Origin of the sequence: Rhodococcus cerastii (genome assembly GCF_033042195.1) — a bacterium.
Classification (GTDB): domain Bacteria; phylum Actinomycetota; class Actinomycetes; order Mycobacteriales; family Mycobacteriaceae; genus Rhodococcoides.
This window is the reverse complement of record NZ_JAWLKF010000009.1, coordinates 80,104-93,672: the sequence shown is the minus strand read 5'-3', so window position 1 is coordinate 93,672 and position 13,569 is coordinate 80,104. Positions and strand designations below refer to the sequence as shown.

At 65.1% G+C, this 13,569-nt stretch carries 13 protein-coding genes; 8 read left to right on the top strand and 5 right to left on the bottom strand.

The annotated features are described in order from the left end of the window. Positions 1 to 25: 25 nt before the first annotated feature. A complete protein-coding gene (locus tag R3P93_RS16585) occupies positions 26 to 1,984 on the bottom strand; it encodes a M13 family metallopeptidase (RefSeq protein ID WP_317533494.1) in 1,959 nt (652 codons plus the stop codon). Between the two features lie 54 nt (positions 1,985 to 2,038). Between R3P93_RS16585 and R3P93_RS16580 the strand changes: the two genes are divergently transcribed. The 4 genes from R3P93_RS16580 (at position 2,039) to R3P93_RS16565 (ending at position 6,328) form a co-directional block, all read left to right on the top strand. After that, complete coding sequence (locus tag R3P93_RS16580) at positions 2,039 to 2,653, top strand: TetR/AcrR family transcriptional regulator (protein ID WP_068048820.1); 615 nt, start codon at positions 2,039 to 2,041, stop codon at positions 2,651 to 2,653. Beyond that, positions 2,650 to 3,528: an ABC transporter ATP-binding protein gene (locus tag R3P93_RS16575; protein ID WP_317533493.1), complete on the top strand. Its 879-nt coding sequence runs from the start codon at positions 2,650 to 2,652 to the stop codon at positions 3,526 to 3,528. The genes R3P93_RS16580 and R3P93_RS16575 overlap by 4 nt, the downstream gene beginning before the upstream one ends. Beyond that, complete coding sequence (locus R3P93_RS16570) at positions 3,525 to 5,108, top strand: ABC transporter permease (RefSeq protein ID WP_317533492.1); 1,584 nt, start codon at positions 3,525 to 3,527, stop codon at positions 5,106 to 5,108. The genes R3P93_RS16575 and R3P93_RS16570 overlap by 4 nt, the downstream gene beginning before the upstream one ends. A gap of 101 nt (positions 5,109 to 5,209) precedes the next feature. Next, complete coding sequence (locus R3P93_RS16565) at positions 5,210 to 6,328, top strand: GGDEF domain-containing protein (RefSeq protein ID WP_317533491.1); 1,119 nt, start codon at positions 5,210 to 5,212, stop codon at positions 6,326 to 6,328. Positions 6,329 to 6,346: 18 nt separating this feature from the next. Here R3P93_RS16565 and R3P93_RS16560 read toward each other — a convergent pair whose 3' ends face one another. Together R3P93_RS16560 and R3P93_RS16555 are read right to left on the bottom strand one after the other, a co-directional pair. Further along, on the bottom strand, positions 6,347 to 6,823 hold the full coding sequence (locus R3P93_RS16560; protein WP_317533490.1) for a DUF4190 domain-containing protein: 477 nt from the start codon (positions 6,821 to 6,823) through the stop codon (positions 6,347 to 6,349). A gap of 111 nt (positions 6,824 to 6,934) precedes the next feature. Then, complete coding sequence (locus tag R3P93_RS16555; protein ID WP_317533489.1) at positions 6,935 to 7,699, bottom strand: pirin family protein; 765 nt, start codon at positions 7,697 to 7,699, stop codon at positions 6,935 to 6,937. A gap of 157 nt (positions 7,700 to 7,856) precedes the next feature. On the opposite strand from R3P93_RS16555, the gene R3P93_RS16550 reads away from it, so the two are divergent. The 4 genes from R3P93_RS16550 (at position 7,857) to R3P93_RS16535 (ending at position 11,180) form a co-directional block, all read left to right on the top strand. Continuing rightward, complete coding sequence (locus R3P93_RS16550) at positions 7,857 to 9,242, top strand: maltokinase N-terminal cap-like domain-containing protein (RefSeq protein WP_317533488.1); 1,386 nt, start codon at positions 7,857 to 7,859, stop codon at positions 9,240 to 9,242. A gap of 86 nt (positions 9,243 to 9,328) precedes the next feature. Further along, on the top strand, positions 9,329 to 9,496 hold the full coding sequence (locus tag R3P93_RS16545) for a hypothetical protein (protein WP_156516139.1): 168 nt from the start codon (positions 9,329 to 9,331) through the stop codon (positions 9,494 to 9,496). A 164-nt stretch (positions 9,497 to 9,660) separates the two neighbouring features. Beyond that, complete coding sequence (locus R3P93_RS16540; RefSeq protein ID WP_394855318.1) at positions 9,661 to 10,095, top strand: GtrA family protein; 435 nt, start codon at positions 9,661 to 9,663, stop codon at positions 10,093 to 10,095. Positions 10,096 to 10,223: 128 nt separating this feature from the next. Then, positions 10,224 to 11,180 carry an acyl-ACP desaturase gene (locus tag R3P93_RS16535; RefSeq protein WP_149406902.1) on the top strand — a complete coding sequence of 319 codons (957 nt, stop codon included), beginning with the start codon at positions 10,224 to 10,226 and terminating at the stop codon, positions 11,178 to 11,180. Positions 11,181 to 11,197: 17 nt separating this feature from the next. On the opposite strand, the gene R3P93_RS16530 is transcribed toward R3P93_RS16535, so the two are convergent. Together R3P93_RS16530 and R3P93_RS16525 are read right to left on the bottom strand one after the other, a co-directional pair. Beyond that, positions 11,198 to 11,890, bottom strand: a complete 693-nt coding sequence (locus R3P93_RS16530) for a response regulator (RefSeq protein WP_317533487.1) — start codon at positions 11,888 to 11,890, stop codon at positions 11,198 to 11,200. Then, positions 11,883 to 13,565: a sensor histidine kinase gene (locus tag R3P93_RS16525; protein WP_394855317.1), complete on the bottom strand. Its 1,683-nt coding sequence runs from the start codon at positions 13,563 to 13,565 to the stop codon at positions 11,883 to 11,885. Before R3P93_RS16525 ends, R3P93_RS16530 begins: the two co-directional genes overlap by 8 nt. Positions 13,566 to 13,569: the final 4 nt, after the last annotated feature.

Here is a 13,569-nt window from a genome sequence, read left to right as displayed (position 1 = left end):
CCCTCCCCGATTGCCCTACCTGGAACTACCAGATCTTGACGCGCTTCCCCGGGTCCAAGTACAGCGCATCTCCGGGCTGTACGTCGAATGCTTCGTGAAAACTGTCGAGATTTCGCACGACGCCGTTGCAGCGGAACTCCGGCGGCGAGTGCGGATCGACGGCGAGTCGGCGGATCGCCTCGGCGTCGCGAGCCTTGGTCCGCCACACCTGCGACCAGCCGAAGAACACTCGCTGCAGGCCGGTCAAACCGTCGAGCACCGGTGCTTGTTTGCCTTCGAGCGAGATCTCGTACGCGGCGACGGCGATCGACAGACCACCGAGGTCGCCGATGTTCTCGCCGATGGTGAACTCGCCGTTCACCTTGTGGCCGGGCAGGGCCTTGGGCTCGAACTCGTTGTACTGCTCGATCAGGGCCGTGGTGCGCTTGCCGAATTCGGTGCGGTCGCTGTCGGTCCACCAGTCGACCATGTTGCCGTCACCGTCGTACTTGGCACCCTGATCGTCGAATCCGTGACCGATCTCGTGGCCGATCACCGCTCCGATACCGCCGTAGTTGGCCGCGTCGTCGGCCTCGGGGTCGAAGAACGGTGGCTGCAGAATGGCTGCGGGAAAGACGATCTCGTTCATACCGGGGTTGTAGTACGCGTTGACGGTCTGTGGCGTCATGAACCACTCGTCGCGGTCGACGGGTCCGCCGAGCTTGTCGAGGTCGCGCTGGTAGTCCGCGGTGTAGCCGCGGCGGTAGTTACCGAGCAGGTCGTCGGCGCTGATCTCGACGCCCGAGTAGTCACGCCACCGATCGGGGTAGCCGATCTTGGGGGTGAACTTGCCCAGCTTGTCCAACGCCTTCTGCCGAGTCTCCGGGCTCATCCATTCGAGCTCGGAGATGTTGCGGCGGTACGCCTCGGTGAGATTGTCGACCAGCACCTTCATTCGAGCCTTGGAGTCGGCCGGGAAATGGCGTTCGACGTACAGCTTTCCGACGGCCTCACCGAGCACGTCCTGCACCAGGGAGACGCCGCGCTTCCAGCGCTCGCGGTTCTCCTCGGTTCCGGTCAGCGTCGTTCCGTAGAACGCGAAGTTCTCGTCGACGATCGCGCTCGTCAGAAACGGTGCCCGTGAATGCACGACGCGCCACGCCAGCCACGCCTTCCACGCTTCGATGTCCTCGGAATTCCACAGCGAGACGAAAGTGCTGAGGAACGGAGGCTGCCGAACCACGATCTCGGCGAACTGCTCGGTGGTTGCGCCGAGCCCGGAAATCCATGCAGCCCAATTGAACCCGGCACCGCTCTTGACCAGCGTGTCGAAATCGACGAGGTTGTAGCTCTTCTCGGCGTCCCGCCTGGCGACGACGTCCCAGTGACCGGCGGCGATCTTCTGCTCGAGGTCGAACACCGTCTGCGCGTCGTACTCGATGCCGCTGAGCGCGAACATCTTCGAGATGTGCGCGATGTAGCTCGCGCGAATGTCCGCGTACTCGTCCTGGCGGTAGTACGACTCGTCGGGCAGACCGATTCCGGACTGGCTGAAGTGCACGAGGTAGCGATCGGACTGCTTGGCGTCGGTGTCGACGTAGTGCCCGATGGCGCCGCCCACGCCCGTGCGCTGCAGGGAGCCGAGAACGCCTGCGAGGGTGACGAGGTCGGTGGCGTCGGAGATGGCGGTGAGCTCGTCGGCGATGGGAGTCACGCCGAGCTGCTCCGCGCGGTCGGCATCCATGAAGCTCGAGAACAGGTCGCCGATCTTCTGCGCATCGCTGCCCGCTGGCGGGTTCGCGTCGGCGGACTCTTCGATGATGGTCTGGACGTCGACCTCGGCACGGTCGTACAAGGTGCGGAATGCGCCGTCGACGGCGCGGTCGGCCGGGATGGCGTACTCCTCGAGCCATTTGCCGTTGACGTGCACGAACAGGTCGTCCTGCGCGCGTGTGTTCTCGTCCTGGTAGCTGAGATCGATGCCCGAGTTCACTACTGAAGTCATCCGTCCATCTTTACACTCTTGCGTCTGATTGAACGGATGTTTAGTGTGCTGTACATGCGTACAGCATCGGAGGATCTCACCACCAAGGCTCGAATCCGCGACACCGCGATCGGCGTTTTCGGCTCGCAGGGTTTCACCGCGGGCGTGCGGTCCATCGCCACCGCGGCAGGTGTCTCTCCGGGGCTGCTCAATCACCACTTCGGGTCCAAGGACGGCCTGCGTACTGCGTGCGACGAGCACGTCCTGCGGGTGATCCGGGAGTCGAAGGCCGCGTCGTCCGCCCCCGCCGGAATGATGGAACAGCTCGCCCGAATCGACGAGTACGCCCCGCTCGTCGCCTACATCGTGCGGAGCTTCTCCGCAGGCGGCACATTGGCGCGAGAGTTGTTCGAGCACATGGTCGACGACGCCGTCCGCTACATCGACGACGGTGTTCGCGACGGCCGTTTCACACCCAGTCGAGACTCTGCGGCACGCGCCCGATTCCTGACGCGGCAGAACGTCGGCGGACTGCTGTTGTACGTGCAGATGGCCGGCCCCGACGTCGATTTCCGCGAGGCCCTGAGCGCGCTCGGTGACGAGATCATGCTTCCTGCACTCGAGCTCTACACCGACGGATTGTTCACCGACTCCCTGGCTTTGGACACCTATCTGGAGGCCACGTCATGACCGAAGCAATTTCCGTTGACGGCCTGGTGAAGACGTTCGGTTCGGTCCGGGCGCTCGACGGACTGGACCTGCACGTACCGACTGGTGAGGTGCACGGATTCCTGGGCCCCAACGGGGCAGGCAAATCCACGACCATTCGGGTTCTGCTCGGTCTCGTCCGTCCGACGTCGGGACAGGTGCGCTTGCTCGGCGGCGATCCGTCGGCCGACACGGTGGCGCTGCATCGACGTCTGGCCTACGTTCCCGGCGACGTGACCCTGTGGCCGTCGCTCACCGGCGGTGAGGTGATCGATCTGCTCGGCCGGATGCGCGGCGGACTCGACCCCGCCCGCCGCGCCGAACTGCTCGAACGGTTCTCCCTCGACCCCGGCAAGCGCACCCGCACCTACTCCAAGGGCAATCGGCAGAAGGTCGCGCTGATCTCGGCCCTGGCCTCCGACGTCGAGTTGCTGATCCTCGACGAACCCACATCGGGACTCGATCCGCTGATGGAACAGCACTTCGGCGACTGCGTGAAAGATGCTGCCCGACGCGGAGTCACGGTGCTGTTGTCTTCGCACATCCTGTCCGAGGTGGATGCGCTGTGCAGTTCGGTGACCATCGTCAGAGAGGGGCGGACGGTCGATACCGGGACTCTGGCCTCGATGCGGCACCTGACCCGCACCACTATCACTGCGGTGCTCGACCGAGTGCCCGACGGTCTGGCGACACTGCCCGGAGTGAGCGCGGTGAGCGTGGACCGTTCCTCCGTCACCTGCACGGTGGAGAACGACGTCCTCGCGGCGACGATGCACGTGCTGGCCGACGCGGGAGTGCAGAGCTTGTCCAGTTCCGCGCCGACGCTCGAGGAACTGTTCCTGAGGTACTACGCATGAATGCCATGACCGGAACGGGGGCGTTGCTGCGGTTGTATCTGCGCCGCGATCGTCTGGTGGCACCGGTATGGATCGTTCTGCTCGGCGCGCTGCCCTTGCTCTACGCGGTCAGCTTCGAGGGTCTGTATCCGACGGCGGCGGATCGTCAGGCCTTCTATCTCGGCACGCTGTCGGCACCGGCACAGGCAGCGCTCGTCGGCCCGATCTTCGGCAGCGATCTCGGTGCCCTGGTGTCGTGGCGCTCGGGGCTGGTGTTGGCACTGGTTCCGCTGGCGGCGATCCTCACCGTGGTTCGGCACACCCGCGGTGAGGAGGATGCGGGTCGGACCGAGCTGATCGGGTCGACGGCCGTGGGACGGCACGCGGGCCTGGCGGCAGCGATGCTGGCGGCGGGCGGCGGGGTGGCGGCGACGGGCGCGTTGTCGTCGATCTCGCTGTGGGGATTCGGGCTCCCGGTGGCCGGGAGCGTCGCATACGGGGCGTCGGTCGCCGTGGTCGGAGCGGTATTCGTCGGCTGTGCGGCCGTGGCGGCACAGGTGGCGTCGGGGGCGCGAGCGGCTCGCGGTTACGCCCTCGGCGTGCTGGCCGCGGCGTTCGCAGCGCGTGCAATCGGCGACGCAGGCTCGGGCACCCTCTCGTGGTTCTCGCCGATCGGCTGGTCGTCGCAGGTGCGGCCGTTCGCCGACGAGCGGTGGTGGCCGATGCTGCTGTCACTGACGACCGCCACAGCGTTCTGCGTCGCCGCGTTCGCCGCTGCGAATCGACGCGATCTCGGTGCCGGCTTGCGGGCCGGACGCCGCGGCCGTGCAGCGGCCCTACCCTCTCTGTCCGGGCCGATCGCTCTCGCGTGGCGTCTCTCGCGCGGGACCGTTGCCGTCTGGACCGTCGGGCTCGCTCTGTTCGGCATCGCCATCGGATCGTCCACCGGCGGGATCGGTGACCAACTCGGCAGCAGCGCTGCCATCGGTGACGCACTGGAGAAGTTCGGTGGCAGCACCGTCGAACAGTCGTTCATCGCCGCTGTGCTGAGCATCGTGGGCGTCGTCGTCGCCGCGTTCGCCGTCTCGGCCCTGCTGCGGTTGCACAGCGAGGAAGAGGCGGGCCTGGCCGAGATCGTGCTGGCCACCGGCGTCTCGCGCGTGCGATGGCTGGCAGGTCACCTGCTGTGCGCCGTCCTCGGCGCAGCGTGGCTGCTGCTGGTCGTCGGTTTCACCATCGGGCTGACGTACGGGTCGGCCACCGGCGACATCGCAGGCGAACTGCCGTCCGTCCTGGTCGGTGCACTAGGTCAGCTGCCGGCCGTATGGGTGGTGACGGCCATCGGCGTGGCACTGTTCGGCGCTCTTCCTCGATTCGCGACCGTCCTCTGGGCCGTTCTGGCCGGTTTCGTCGCGCTCGGCCAGGTCAGGTCCGTGGTCGGCTTACCTCAGCCATGGCTCGATCTGTCGCCCTTCACCCACGTTGCGAGACTGCCGGGAGCAACGCTCAGCCTGGTGCCGATCGGCTGGCTCGTCGCGGTTGCCATCGTCGTCGGCATAGGAGGTTTCACAGCATTCCGGCGAAGAGACATCCGAGGCTGACGGCGGTCGAATAGCATTCTCCGTGGCCGATATGTCCGGCCCGGTCCGACGACGAAGCGTCCGGTCCGGTGATGGTCGGCTGGAACGTGCATGGAGGTTATGTGCAAACGACATTCCTGCGCACCTGGTGGAACCAGCCGCACAGCTACGAGTCGGTTGTCAGTTACCTTGCGCTGCACGGTGCGCTCGCGCCGTATCGCCTCGCTGCAGCTCTGAGCACGTTCACGTACGGACTCGGTGCTGCTGCGCTGCTCTGGCTCACCGACGCCCCGCCGACCTCGGCGATCGCCAGGTCGGTCTTCGTCGTTGCGATCGTGTCGACACTCCTGGTCGGTATCGCCTGGCTGAAGGCTCCGTGGCCGTCGAAGCGCGTGTCGGTGATGTTCGCCGCGTACTCGGACATCGGAGTAACGCTGGTTCTGTTGTCCTACGGATCGCCGCAGACCGCATTCGTGGCCCTCGCGATGCTCGCTGCCAACAGCGTGTACGTCCAGCTCTTCCACAGTCCGAAAGTTATGGCGCTCCACCTGCTGTGGGCCGGAGCGGCCGTGACGCTGTTCTTCGTGCTGATCCTGCTCTCGCCCGAGGCCGATCACGGTCTGGCGGTCGCGCAACTCGTGGTGCTCGTCCCCATCACGTTCATGGGCCCCACCTTCTTCCAGTACCTGCTCCTCAAACTGCAGGTCCAGGCGCAGTCGGCCAACTTCGACCCGCTCACACAGGTGCGCAACCGACGAGGGCTCGACGAGGCACTACCGGTGTATTTCCTCGGTGCGACCGATGTGTCGGTGATGGTCGTCGACGTGGACCGATTCAAGTCGATCAACGACAGATTCGGTCACCACCAGGGCGACGCCGCCCTGCAGCTCGTCGCACGCCGGTTGACCACGGACGGTGTGCTGGTCGCGCGGGTGGGCGGTGAAGAATTCGCGGTGGTGACCAAATCGGCCGAGAACGAGGCCCTCGCACTGGCCGAGAAGTACCGATCTGCCGCCTACTTCGCGGACGACCCCGCACCCTTGACAGTGAGCATCGGCGTCGCGCACTGCACGTATCCCGTTGCCGAAGGCATCGGTTTCGACGTCGTCGAACTCACCACACTGTTGCTGCGACGTGCCGACGCGGCGATGTACGAAGCCAAACAGCAGGGCGGCAACCAGGTGGTCGTGGCGGGCTCGACGCCCCGAAACGATCGGACTCCGTCAGGCACCGAGACGTGAGTGCGGCGACGCTGCGACTCAGTTAGGAGTCGAGTCGTCGTACTGGTTCTCGACGTTCTGCTGGAATTCGTCGGCACATTGCTGTTGCGCCGCAGTATCGCTGCCTGCGTTGCTCAGGCAGTCGGTGAAGTCCTGGCCACCCACTGCGTTGAACAGGCCGACGCCGACGACGACGAGAACGATCGACAGAGCTGCGGCCACGAAGCCGAGAATGATCGCGACGAGCGACACGGTGCCGTTGGTGGCGGTGCGCTTCTTGTACCGGGACCGTCCGATGAAGCCGAGAACGATGGCGATCAGGCCGAGAAGAATTCCGCCGACGATGGTCCAGGAGAACAACACGCCCAGAATCGCGAGGACCAGAGCCACGGTGCCGACGGTGTTCTTCGGTGCTGTCGGCTGTTGCTGGTACCCGCCCTGCTGGGGGTACTCACCAGGTGACGGATAGTTTCCGGGCGGGGGATAGTTTCCAGGCGGCGGATTCTGATTCGACACGTTGAGTACCTCCGAAATCGGCGATCGTGAACGCTGGGAGTGTATGCGGGTGGCTCCGGTGCGCACAGGAGCCACGTGCTCCCGTGATCAACTTGTCATCGAACACGTATGTCAACCGCCGAGTCGCGAATGCATCTCCCAGATCAGCACCTCGGCCGGCTCGGTAGCGGTGATACGTTGTCCGCCAGTCGAACTCATGCGGACGGCGTCACCCTCCCAGAGCTCGCCCACACCCTCGAGCGTGACGGTGCCGCGCGCGACGAACAGGTGCACGAACGGGGCGTCGGGCACCGTTACCGAGGTTCCGGGCAACAACCTCGCCGCGTGCAGCGCGGCCGACTTCTGGGAAATCCCGATCGCAGCCTGACCGCGGTGCTTGTCCATCCCCGACGCGACGGTGACCAGCCCGCCTCGCAACAATTCGTCGCCGATCTCGAGCTGCTCGTATCCGGGAGTGGCACCGGGACTGTTCGGCAGCACCCACATCTGCACGAAGCGAACGGGTTCGGTGTGCCGGTTGCCGTCGATACTCCAGGAGTCGTTCTTCTCGGAGTGCATGATGCCCTTGCCTGCGGTCATCCGTTGCGCGAGGCCGGGATGGATGATTCCGGAGTGCCCGATGGAATCCTGATGCACCAGCGAACCCTGCATCACCCACGTGACGATCTCCATGTCGCGATGCGGATGTGTCTCGAAACCTTGACCGGCAGTGACGATGTCGTCGTTGTTGACCAGCAACAGTCCGTGATGGGTGTTGTCGGGGTCGTAGTGCTGGCCGAAGGAGAACGAATGTTTCGAGTCCAGCCAGGACACACGGGTTTTCGATCGATCACCGGCGCGGTGTACGTCGATGTGGGCGGTCAGCGGAGCGGACATGTGACCACTCTACGAGCATGTCTGTGCACCGGCGTACGACCTGCATAACGTTCGGGTGTCTTTGCGGTCGGTGTGTGAGCCTCGCCGGGAGTGGGTAGGTTTCGCTGCGTACGGTCACAAGCTCTGCAAACTCCCCCGAAGGCGGCGAGAGATTCTCATGGTCGGTTCCAGCTCGAGTGTCGCACGCACGGTCGAAACCCAGCTCGAGGATGCTCTGGCGGCGTGGTTGCCAGGTCAACGGTGGTTCGGCGCAAAGGGTTCGACGGTCGGTGCGGTGCGGATCGTCGCACGCGACGTGCTTCGGGACGAGCCACATTTCGCGGCCGAGCATCTGCTGGTGGAGGTGCAGTTGACGCAGGACGGTGCGGCCGTCACACAGACCTACCAGGTGCCCCTCGGTTTTCGGACCGAACTGACCGACGACCTCCGACCGTGGATACTGCCCGTGGCAGGCGAGGTGGCGGTGTTCGACGGTTTGCGCGACCCCGAGATCATCGGCCTGTACGGGGATGCGCTTGCCGCCGGAAAGGCCACGGGCAGCATCGAATTCAAGATCGTCGACGGTTCGAGTGTGCCGAGCGGTCTGCGTGGTCGGGTTCTGGGGGCCGAGCAGTCCAACACCTCGGTGATTCTCGGTGATCTGCTGTTGCTCAAGCTGTTTCGTCAGGTGCCGCCGGGCATCAGCCCCGATGTGGAACTGCATCGCGCGCTGGCGGAGGCAAGGAGCGTCAACGTCGCACCACTTCGGGGCTGGCTCGAAGCCGAAGTAGGCGGCGAGCCCACCACCCTCGGCATGGCTCAGGATTTCGCCGCGAACTCCGCCGAGGGCTGGACCGCGGCACTGGCCAGCGTGCAGGAGGTGTTCGATTCCCCGCAGACGCCGATCGAAGACCTGCCCGCCGATTTCGCCCCGGACGCGCATCGAATCGGAGCAGCTGTGGCGCAGGTGCACCACGACCTGGCATCGGTGCTGGGCACCGCCGAACGGTCGGTCGAATCGACTGCCGTCGAGGAGATACTCGCTCGCATCTCCGGAGTGGCACGGGTGGTGCCGGAGATCGCGCAGTACATCCCGGCGGCGACCGCTCTGATCTCGCGGGCGGAGGCGTCGAACAGCACCACGGTGCAGCGCATCCACGGCGACCTGCATCTGGGTCAGGTGCTGGGCACTCCGGAACGGTGGCTGCTCATCGATTTCGAGGGTGAGCCGGCGAAGACCTTGGCCGAGCGCAGGCAGATGGACAGCGCCTTGCGTGACGTGGCGGGAATGCTGCGCTCGTTCGACTATGCCGCCAACCACCTGCTGGTCGATCTGCCCGAGGACCAGTCGGCGCGAGAGCGTGCCGAGAAGTGGGCGGCCCGCAGCATCGCGGCATTCTTCGACGGATACGCCTCGGTGGCTGGGCACGATCCCCGCGAGGAGGCCGACCTGTTGCGTGCATACGAGCTGGACAAGGCCGTGTACGAAGTTCTGTACGAGGCGCGCAACCGACCTACCTGGCTGTCGTTGCCGATGCGCGCCGTTGCGCGCCTGGTGAGCTGATCGGTGAGTTGATCGGTGCGCTGGGGGTGCACGTCGACGGGCCTGTCTACGACAAGTACCGTATTGCCTGACACGGGAGGCAGGACATGAACGGTATCTTGGCAATTTTCGGCATCGCGGTGGTCGTCATCACCATCGTCGTGGTGGTCGTGCTCGTTGCGGTGTTGTTCGTCGCATCGATCAAGCCCAACAGTCTCAACATCGACCTGGACCGCAAGAAGCGCGCTCGGGAAGAAAGTTCCACGAAGGCCTGAGACTTCCGTCACGCCCGAGACCGATTCGTTCTCGGGCGGAGTTGTATCGAGTCGAAGCGCCGACCGACGCTTCCGGTTCTACAACTGGAGTCCTCGTGAGCACTTCCCTGAAAGCTCCGGCCGCGTCCGGGTCGTCGGGCTGTGCGCCCCGCATCAGGTCGCGGATGCTCGGCGAGTCGGTGCTCGCTCAGTTCACGCGCTTCGTGATCGTCGGGGTATCGAGCAACGGTGTGTACGCCCTGTTGTTCGTCGCCCTCGCTTCTCTCGGATCGTTCACTGCCAACCTCGCAGGTGTGGCCGCAAGTACCGTGCTCGCCAACGAGCTGCACCGCCGTCACACCTTTCATGCGGCCGGTCGTGTCGGCTGGTTCCAGACGCAGTGGGAAGCCGGGGGACTGGCCCTGATCGGGCTTGGTCTGAGTACCGCCTCACTGGCCGCAGTGCACATCCTGTTCCCGGCAGCGCCGACGTACGTCCAGGTTCTGGTCGTCATCGCTGTGGGTGGCATCTTCGGAGCCGCCCGGTTCCTCGCACTCCGTGGCTGGGTGTTCCGTCCGGCGACGCTCGCGTCCTCGGGTTCCGGTCTCGCCGCTCGCTGAGCTGTGACGTTGCACCACTGCGTGCAGACATCGATTGCTACCTCTAACAGAATCCGGGCAAGCCTCCGCGTGTTGCGCATCGATCGCCCTAGGCTTGCGAGCTGACGTCAACGCGAGGAGGCATCTCGATGGCCAGGGATCTGACACAACTCGAGCTTCTGCAAGAGCTGGTGCCCACTGCCGAGGACAATGTGAACCGTCACATCTCGATGGCGCGGGAGTGGCACCCTCACGACTACGTCCCGTGGGACGAAGGTCGTAACTTCGCCGCACTCGGCGGCCAGGACTACGACCCGGAGCAGTCCAAGCTCTCCGACGTCGCACAGGCCGCGATGATCACCAACCTGCTCACCGAGGACAACCTGCCGTCCTACCACCGTGAGATCGCCGAGAACTTCTCCCAGGACGGTGCCTGGGGAACCTGGGTCGGTCGCTGGACCGCCGAGGAGAACCGCCACGGCATCGTCATGCGCGACTACCTCGTCGTCACCCGCGGCGTCGATCCCGTCGCCCTCGAAGAAGCCCGCATGATCCACATGACCAACGGCTACGTCTCGCCCGCCGGTGCGGGGGTCGGTCTGCTGCACTCGGTCGCCTACGTGACCTTCCAGGAACTCGCCACCCGCGTCTCACACCGCAACACGGGCAAGGTCTGCGACGATCCGATCGCCGACCGGATGCTCCAGCGCATCGCCGCCGACGAGAACCTGCACATGATCTTCTACCGCAACATCACCGGCGCAGCGATGGACATCTCGCCCGATCAGACGTTGCAGGCTGTCTCGGACATCGTGATGAACTTCGTCATGCCCGGTGCCGGGATGCCGAACTTCCGCCGTAACGGTGTGCTCATGGCCAAGCACGGAATCTACGACCTGCGTCAGCACCTCGAGGACGTCGTCTGGCCGGTGCTGCGCAAGTGGAGCGTGTTCGAGCGCAACGACTTCACCGCACGCGGGGAGAACAAGCGCGAAGAACTCGCCGCGTTCCTCGAAGACCTCGAGCGGCAGGCCACCAAGTTCGAGGAGATGCGCGATCGGTCCCTCGCCCGCGAACGCGCGAAGGCCGAAGCACGCGCGTCCTAGTGCAGCGAAGCCGCTGTTCAGGTCGAGTCGGTTGCTCGGTATCGGTGAACCGGCCTTCCGGCGCGGCCGTATTCGAGTCGGACCGTGAGGACCCCCGTAGAGGCATAGTGCTCCAGGTATCGCCGCGCGCTCACCCGCGACAGACCGGCGAGGTCTGCGCATTCACTGGCCGATACCTCGCCGCCCTCGCGAACTGTCCGTAGCACCAGCGACCCGGTTTCCTGGCTCAGCCCCTTCGGCAGGCTCGGGCCCGCGGACGGACTCGGTGCCCCGAACAGCGAGTCGATCACCGACTGGTTCATGCCTTTCGAGCTCGACAGCGCACGAGCTCGTCTGCGGAAGTTTCCGAGTTTGTCCAGTAATTGTGGGTACTCGAACGGCTTCACCAGATAGTCGGCCGCTCCACCGTGGAGGGCACGGCGCACGGTGTCCAGTTCTCGGGCTGCGGTGACGACGACGACTGCCACGCCGTTACCTTCGCTGCGGAGGCGTTGCAGCGCGTCGAGACCCGAACGGTCCGGGAGATGGACGTCGAGCAGCACCAGATCGGGTGCAAGCGTGCGGACTGCAGCGACTGCATCTGCCGCGGTGTGAACCACGCCGACGGTGCGAAAACCAGGGGTGGCATCGACGAATCGTCGGTGTATGTCTGCAACCATGAAATCGTCGTCGACGACGAGGACTTCGTAGGTGCGGTCCGATTCACTCATCTGTCCCGTCACCTCCGACGCCTGCCACGCGCGCGTTCCCGTGTCGCGGTGATTCGTGGTCGTACGGAATACGGACGGTGAATCGTGCACCGCCGGTTCCCGGAGCATCGTCGACCTCGGCGGTGCCACCATGCTGGGTGCTGACGATCCGGACGAGCGCGAGTCCGATGCCTCGCCCTCCCGGTGTCTCCGTCTTCGATGTGACGCCGCGCGAGAAGATTTCGGCGCGCATGCTGTCGGGAACACCTGGTCCGGAATCGGCGACCTGCATCTCGATGCCGTCGGAATCATCGATGTCGACCACGACGCGGGCACCCGTGCTTCCGGTCGAAGCGTCCACGGCGTTGTCGATCAGGTTGCCCAGCACGGTGATGATGTCGGTGGCGAGCATGGGATCCAAGGTCTGCAGCCGAGAGGTCGGATTCAGTTCCAGCGCAACACCGGTCTCGGCAGCCAACGATGTCTTCGCGATCAACAATGCCGCGACGGCCGGGTCGGAGATACTTCGGGTGACGGCGTCACTGATTTCCGCTCGACGGCGTGTCAGCGCACCGACGAAGTCCGTCACTGCGTCGTGGTCGCCGAGTTGAGTCAGACCCGAAATGGTGTGCAACTGGTTGGCGAATTCATGAGTCTGCGCACGCAATGTGTCGGTGACCGACTTGTGGGAGGACAGCTGACTCTGCAGCCGAGCCAGCTCGGTGCTGTCACGCATGGTGGTGACCGTACCGATACGTCGGCCCCTGCTCGAGGCCGACCGCCGACTGAGCACCAGCATTCTCGTCGCCGTCGGGAGCACCACATCGCCGCTGTCCTGGGCGTCGATCAGGTACCGGCGGACAACTGGATCCAAGGGAACCTCGTGAATACTCTGGCCGATCACCGTGGCTGCACCGGAAGCATGCTCGGTCAGGCCGAGGAGTTCGGCGGCGCTGTCGTTGAGGACCGTGATCACACCCTCCGTGTTGACTGCAATCACCCCCTCACCGATGCTGTGCAGCAACGCTTCTCGATGATCAGCGAGACTGGCGATCTCCTCGACCTCCAGCCCCCGTGTGTGGGTCTTGATACGCCGAGAGAGCAGCAAGGAACCGATGAGCCCGAGGACTGCTCCGAGTCCGAGATACAACAGCAGCGGTGCCCCGGCATCGGCGACGAGGCGCCAGGTGGACGGGTACGTCGAGCTGACGGCAACCACGGCCAGAACCTCGCCTGTCGGCGAGAGAACCGGGACGTGACCGGAGATCGATTCTTGTCCGTCGACCCGGACATCGCCGGTCCAGGCCCGTCCGTCCTCGGCATCACTCGCACCGAGTTCCCCGGCGATCCCGACGCGATCCGGAACGGAGGAAGCGACGATCACGGATCTGCCCACGTCGGTCGCGTCCAACACGACGACGTCGGCGACGGATGCCCCGGACAGGTCGACGGCCCGGTCCACCTCCGGTGCCAAGACCTTGTCTGCTTCGACGGATGCAACCTGTTCGCGGACAACAGGAGTCGAGGCGAGGTTCTCGGCGACGGCGAGTAGGCGTCCGCCCTGGGTGTCGCGGAATTCCACACCGGCCTGGTGCACCGAGACGCCTGCTACCGCGACCAGGACCACGGCGACGACGACCAGCTGCAACAGCAGAACCTGGCCTGCCAGGCTGCGCGGTGCCGGTCGTCGTCGCATGTGC

Coding starts and splice junctions, on each gene's coding strand:
- R3P93_RS16525 (WP_394855317.1), bottom strand. CDS start 13,565: ATGCGACGACGACCGGCACCGCGCAGCCTGGCAGGCCAGGTTCTGCTG.
- R3P93_RS16530 (WP_317533487.1), bottom strand. CDS start 11,890: ATGAGTGAATCGGACCGCACCTACGAAGTCCTCGTCGTCGACGACGAT.
- R3P93_RS16580 (WP_068048820.1), top strand. CDS start 2,039: ATGCGTACAGCATCGGAGGATCTCACCACCAAGGCTCGAATCCGCGAC.
- R3P93_RS16570 (WP_317533492.1), top strand. CDS start 3,525: ATGAATGCCATGACCGGAACGGGGGCGTTGCTGCGGTTGTATCTGCGC.
- R3P93_RS16555 (WP_317533489.1), bottom strand. CDS start 7,699: ATGTCCGCTCCGCTGACCGCCCACATCGACGTACACCGCGCCGGTGAT.
- R3P93_RS16575 (WP_317533493.1), top strand. CDS start 2,650: ATGACCGAAGCAATTTCCGTTGACGGCCTGGTGAAGACGTTCGGTTCG.
- R3P93_RS16550 (WP_317533488.1), top strand. CDS start 7,857: ATGGTCGGTTCCAGCTCGAGTGTCGCACGCACGGTCGAAACCCAGCTC.
- R3P93_RS16535 (WP_149406902.1), top strand. CDS start 10,224: ATGGCCAGGGATCTGACACAACTCGAGCTTCTGCAAGAGCTGGTGCCC.
- R3P93_RS16545 (WP_156516139.1), top strand. CDS start 9,329: ATGAACGGTATCTTGGCAATTTTCGGCATCGCGGTGGTCGTCATCACC.
- R3P93_RS16585 (WP_317533494.1), bottom strand. CDS start 1,984: ATGACTTCAGTAGTGAACTCGGGCATCGATCTCAGCTACCAGGACGAG.
- R3P93_RS16540 (WP_394855318.1), top strand. CDS start 9,661: ATGCTCGGCGAGTCGGTGCTCGCTCAGTTCACGCGCTTCGTGATCGTC.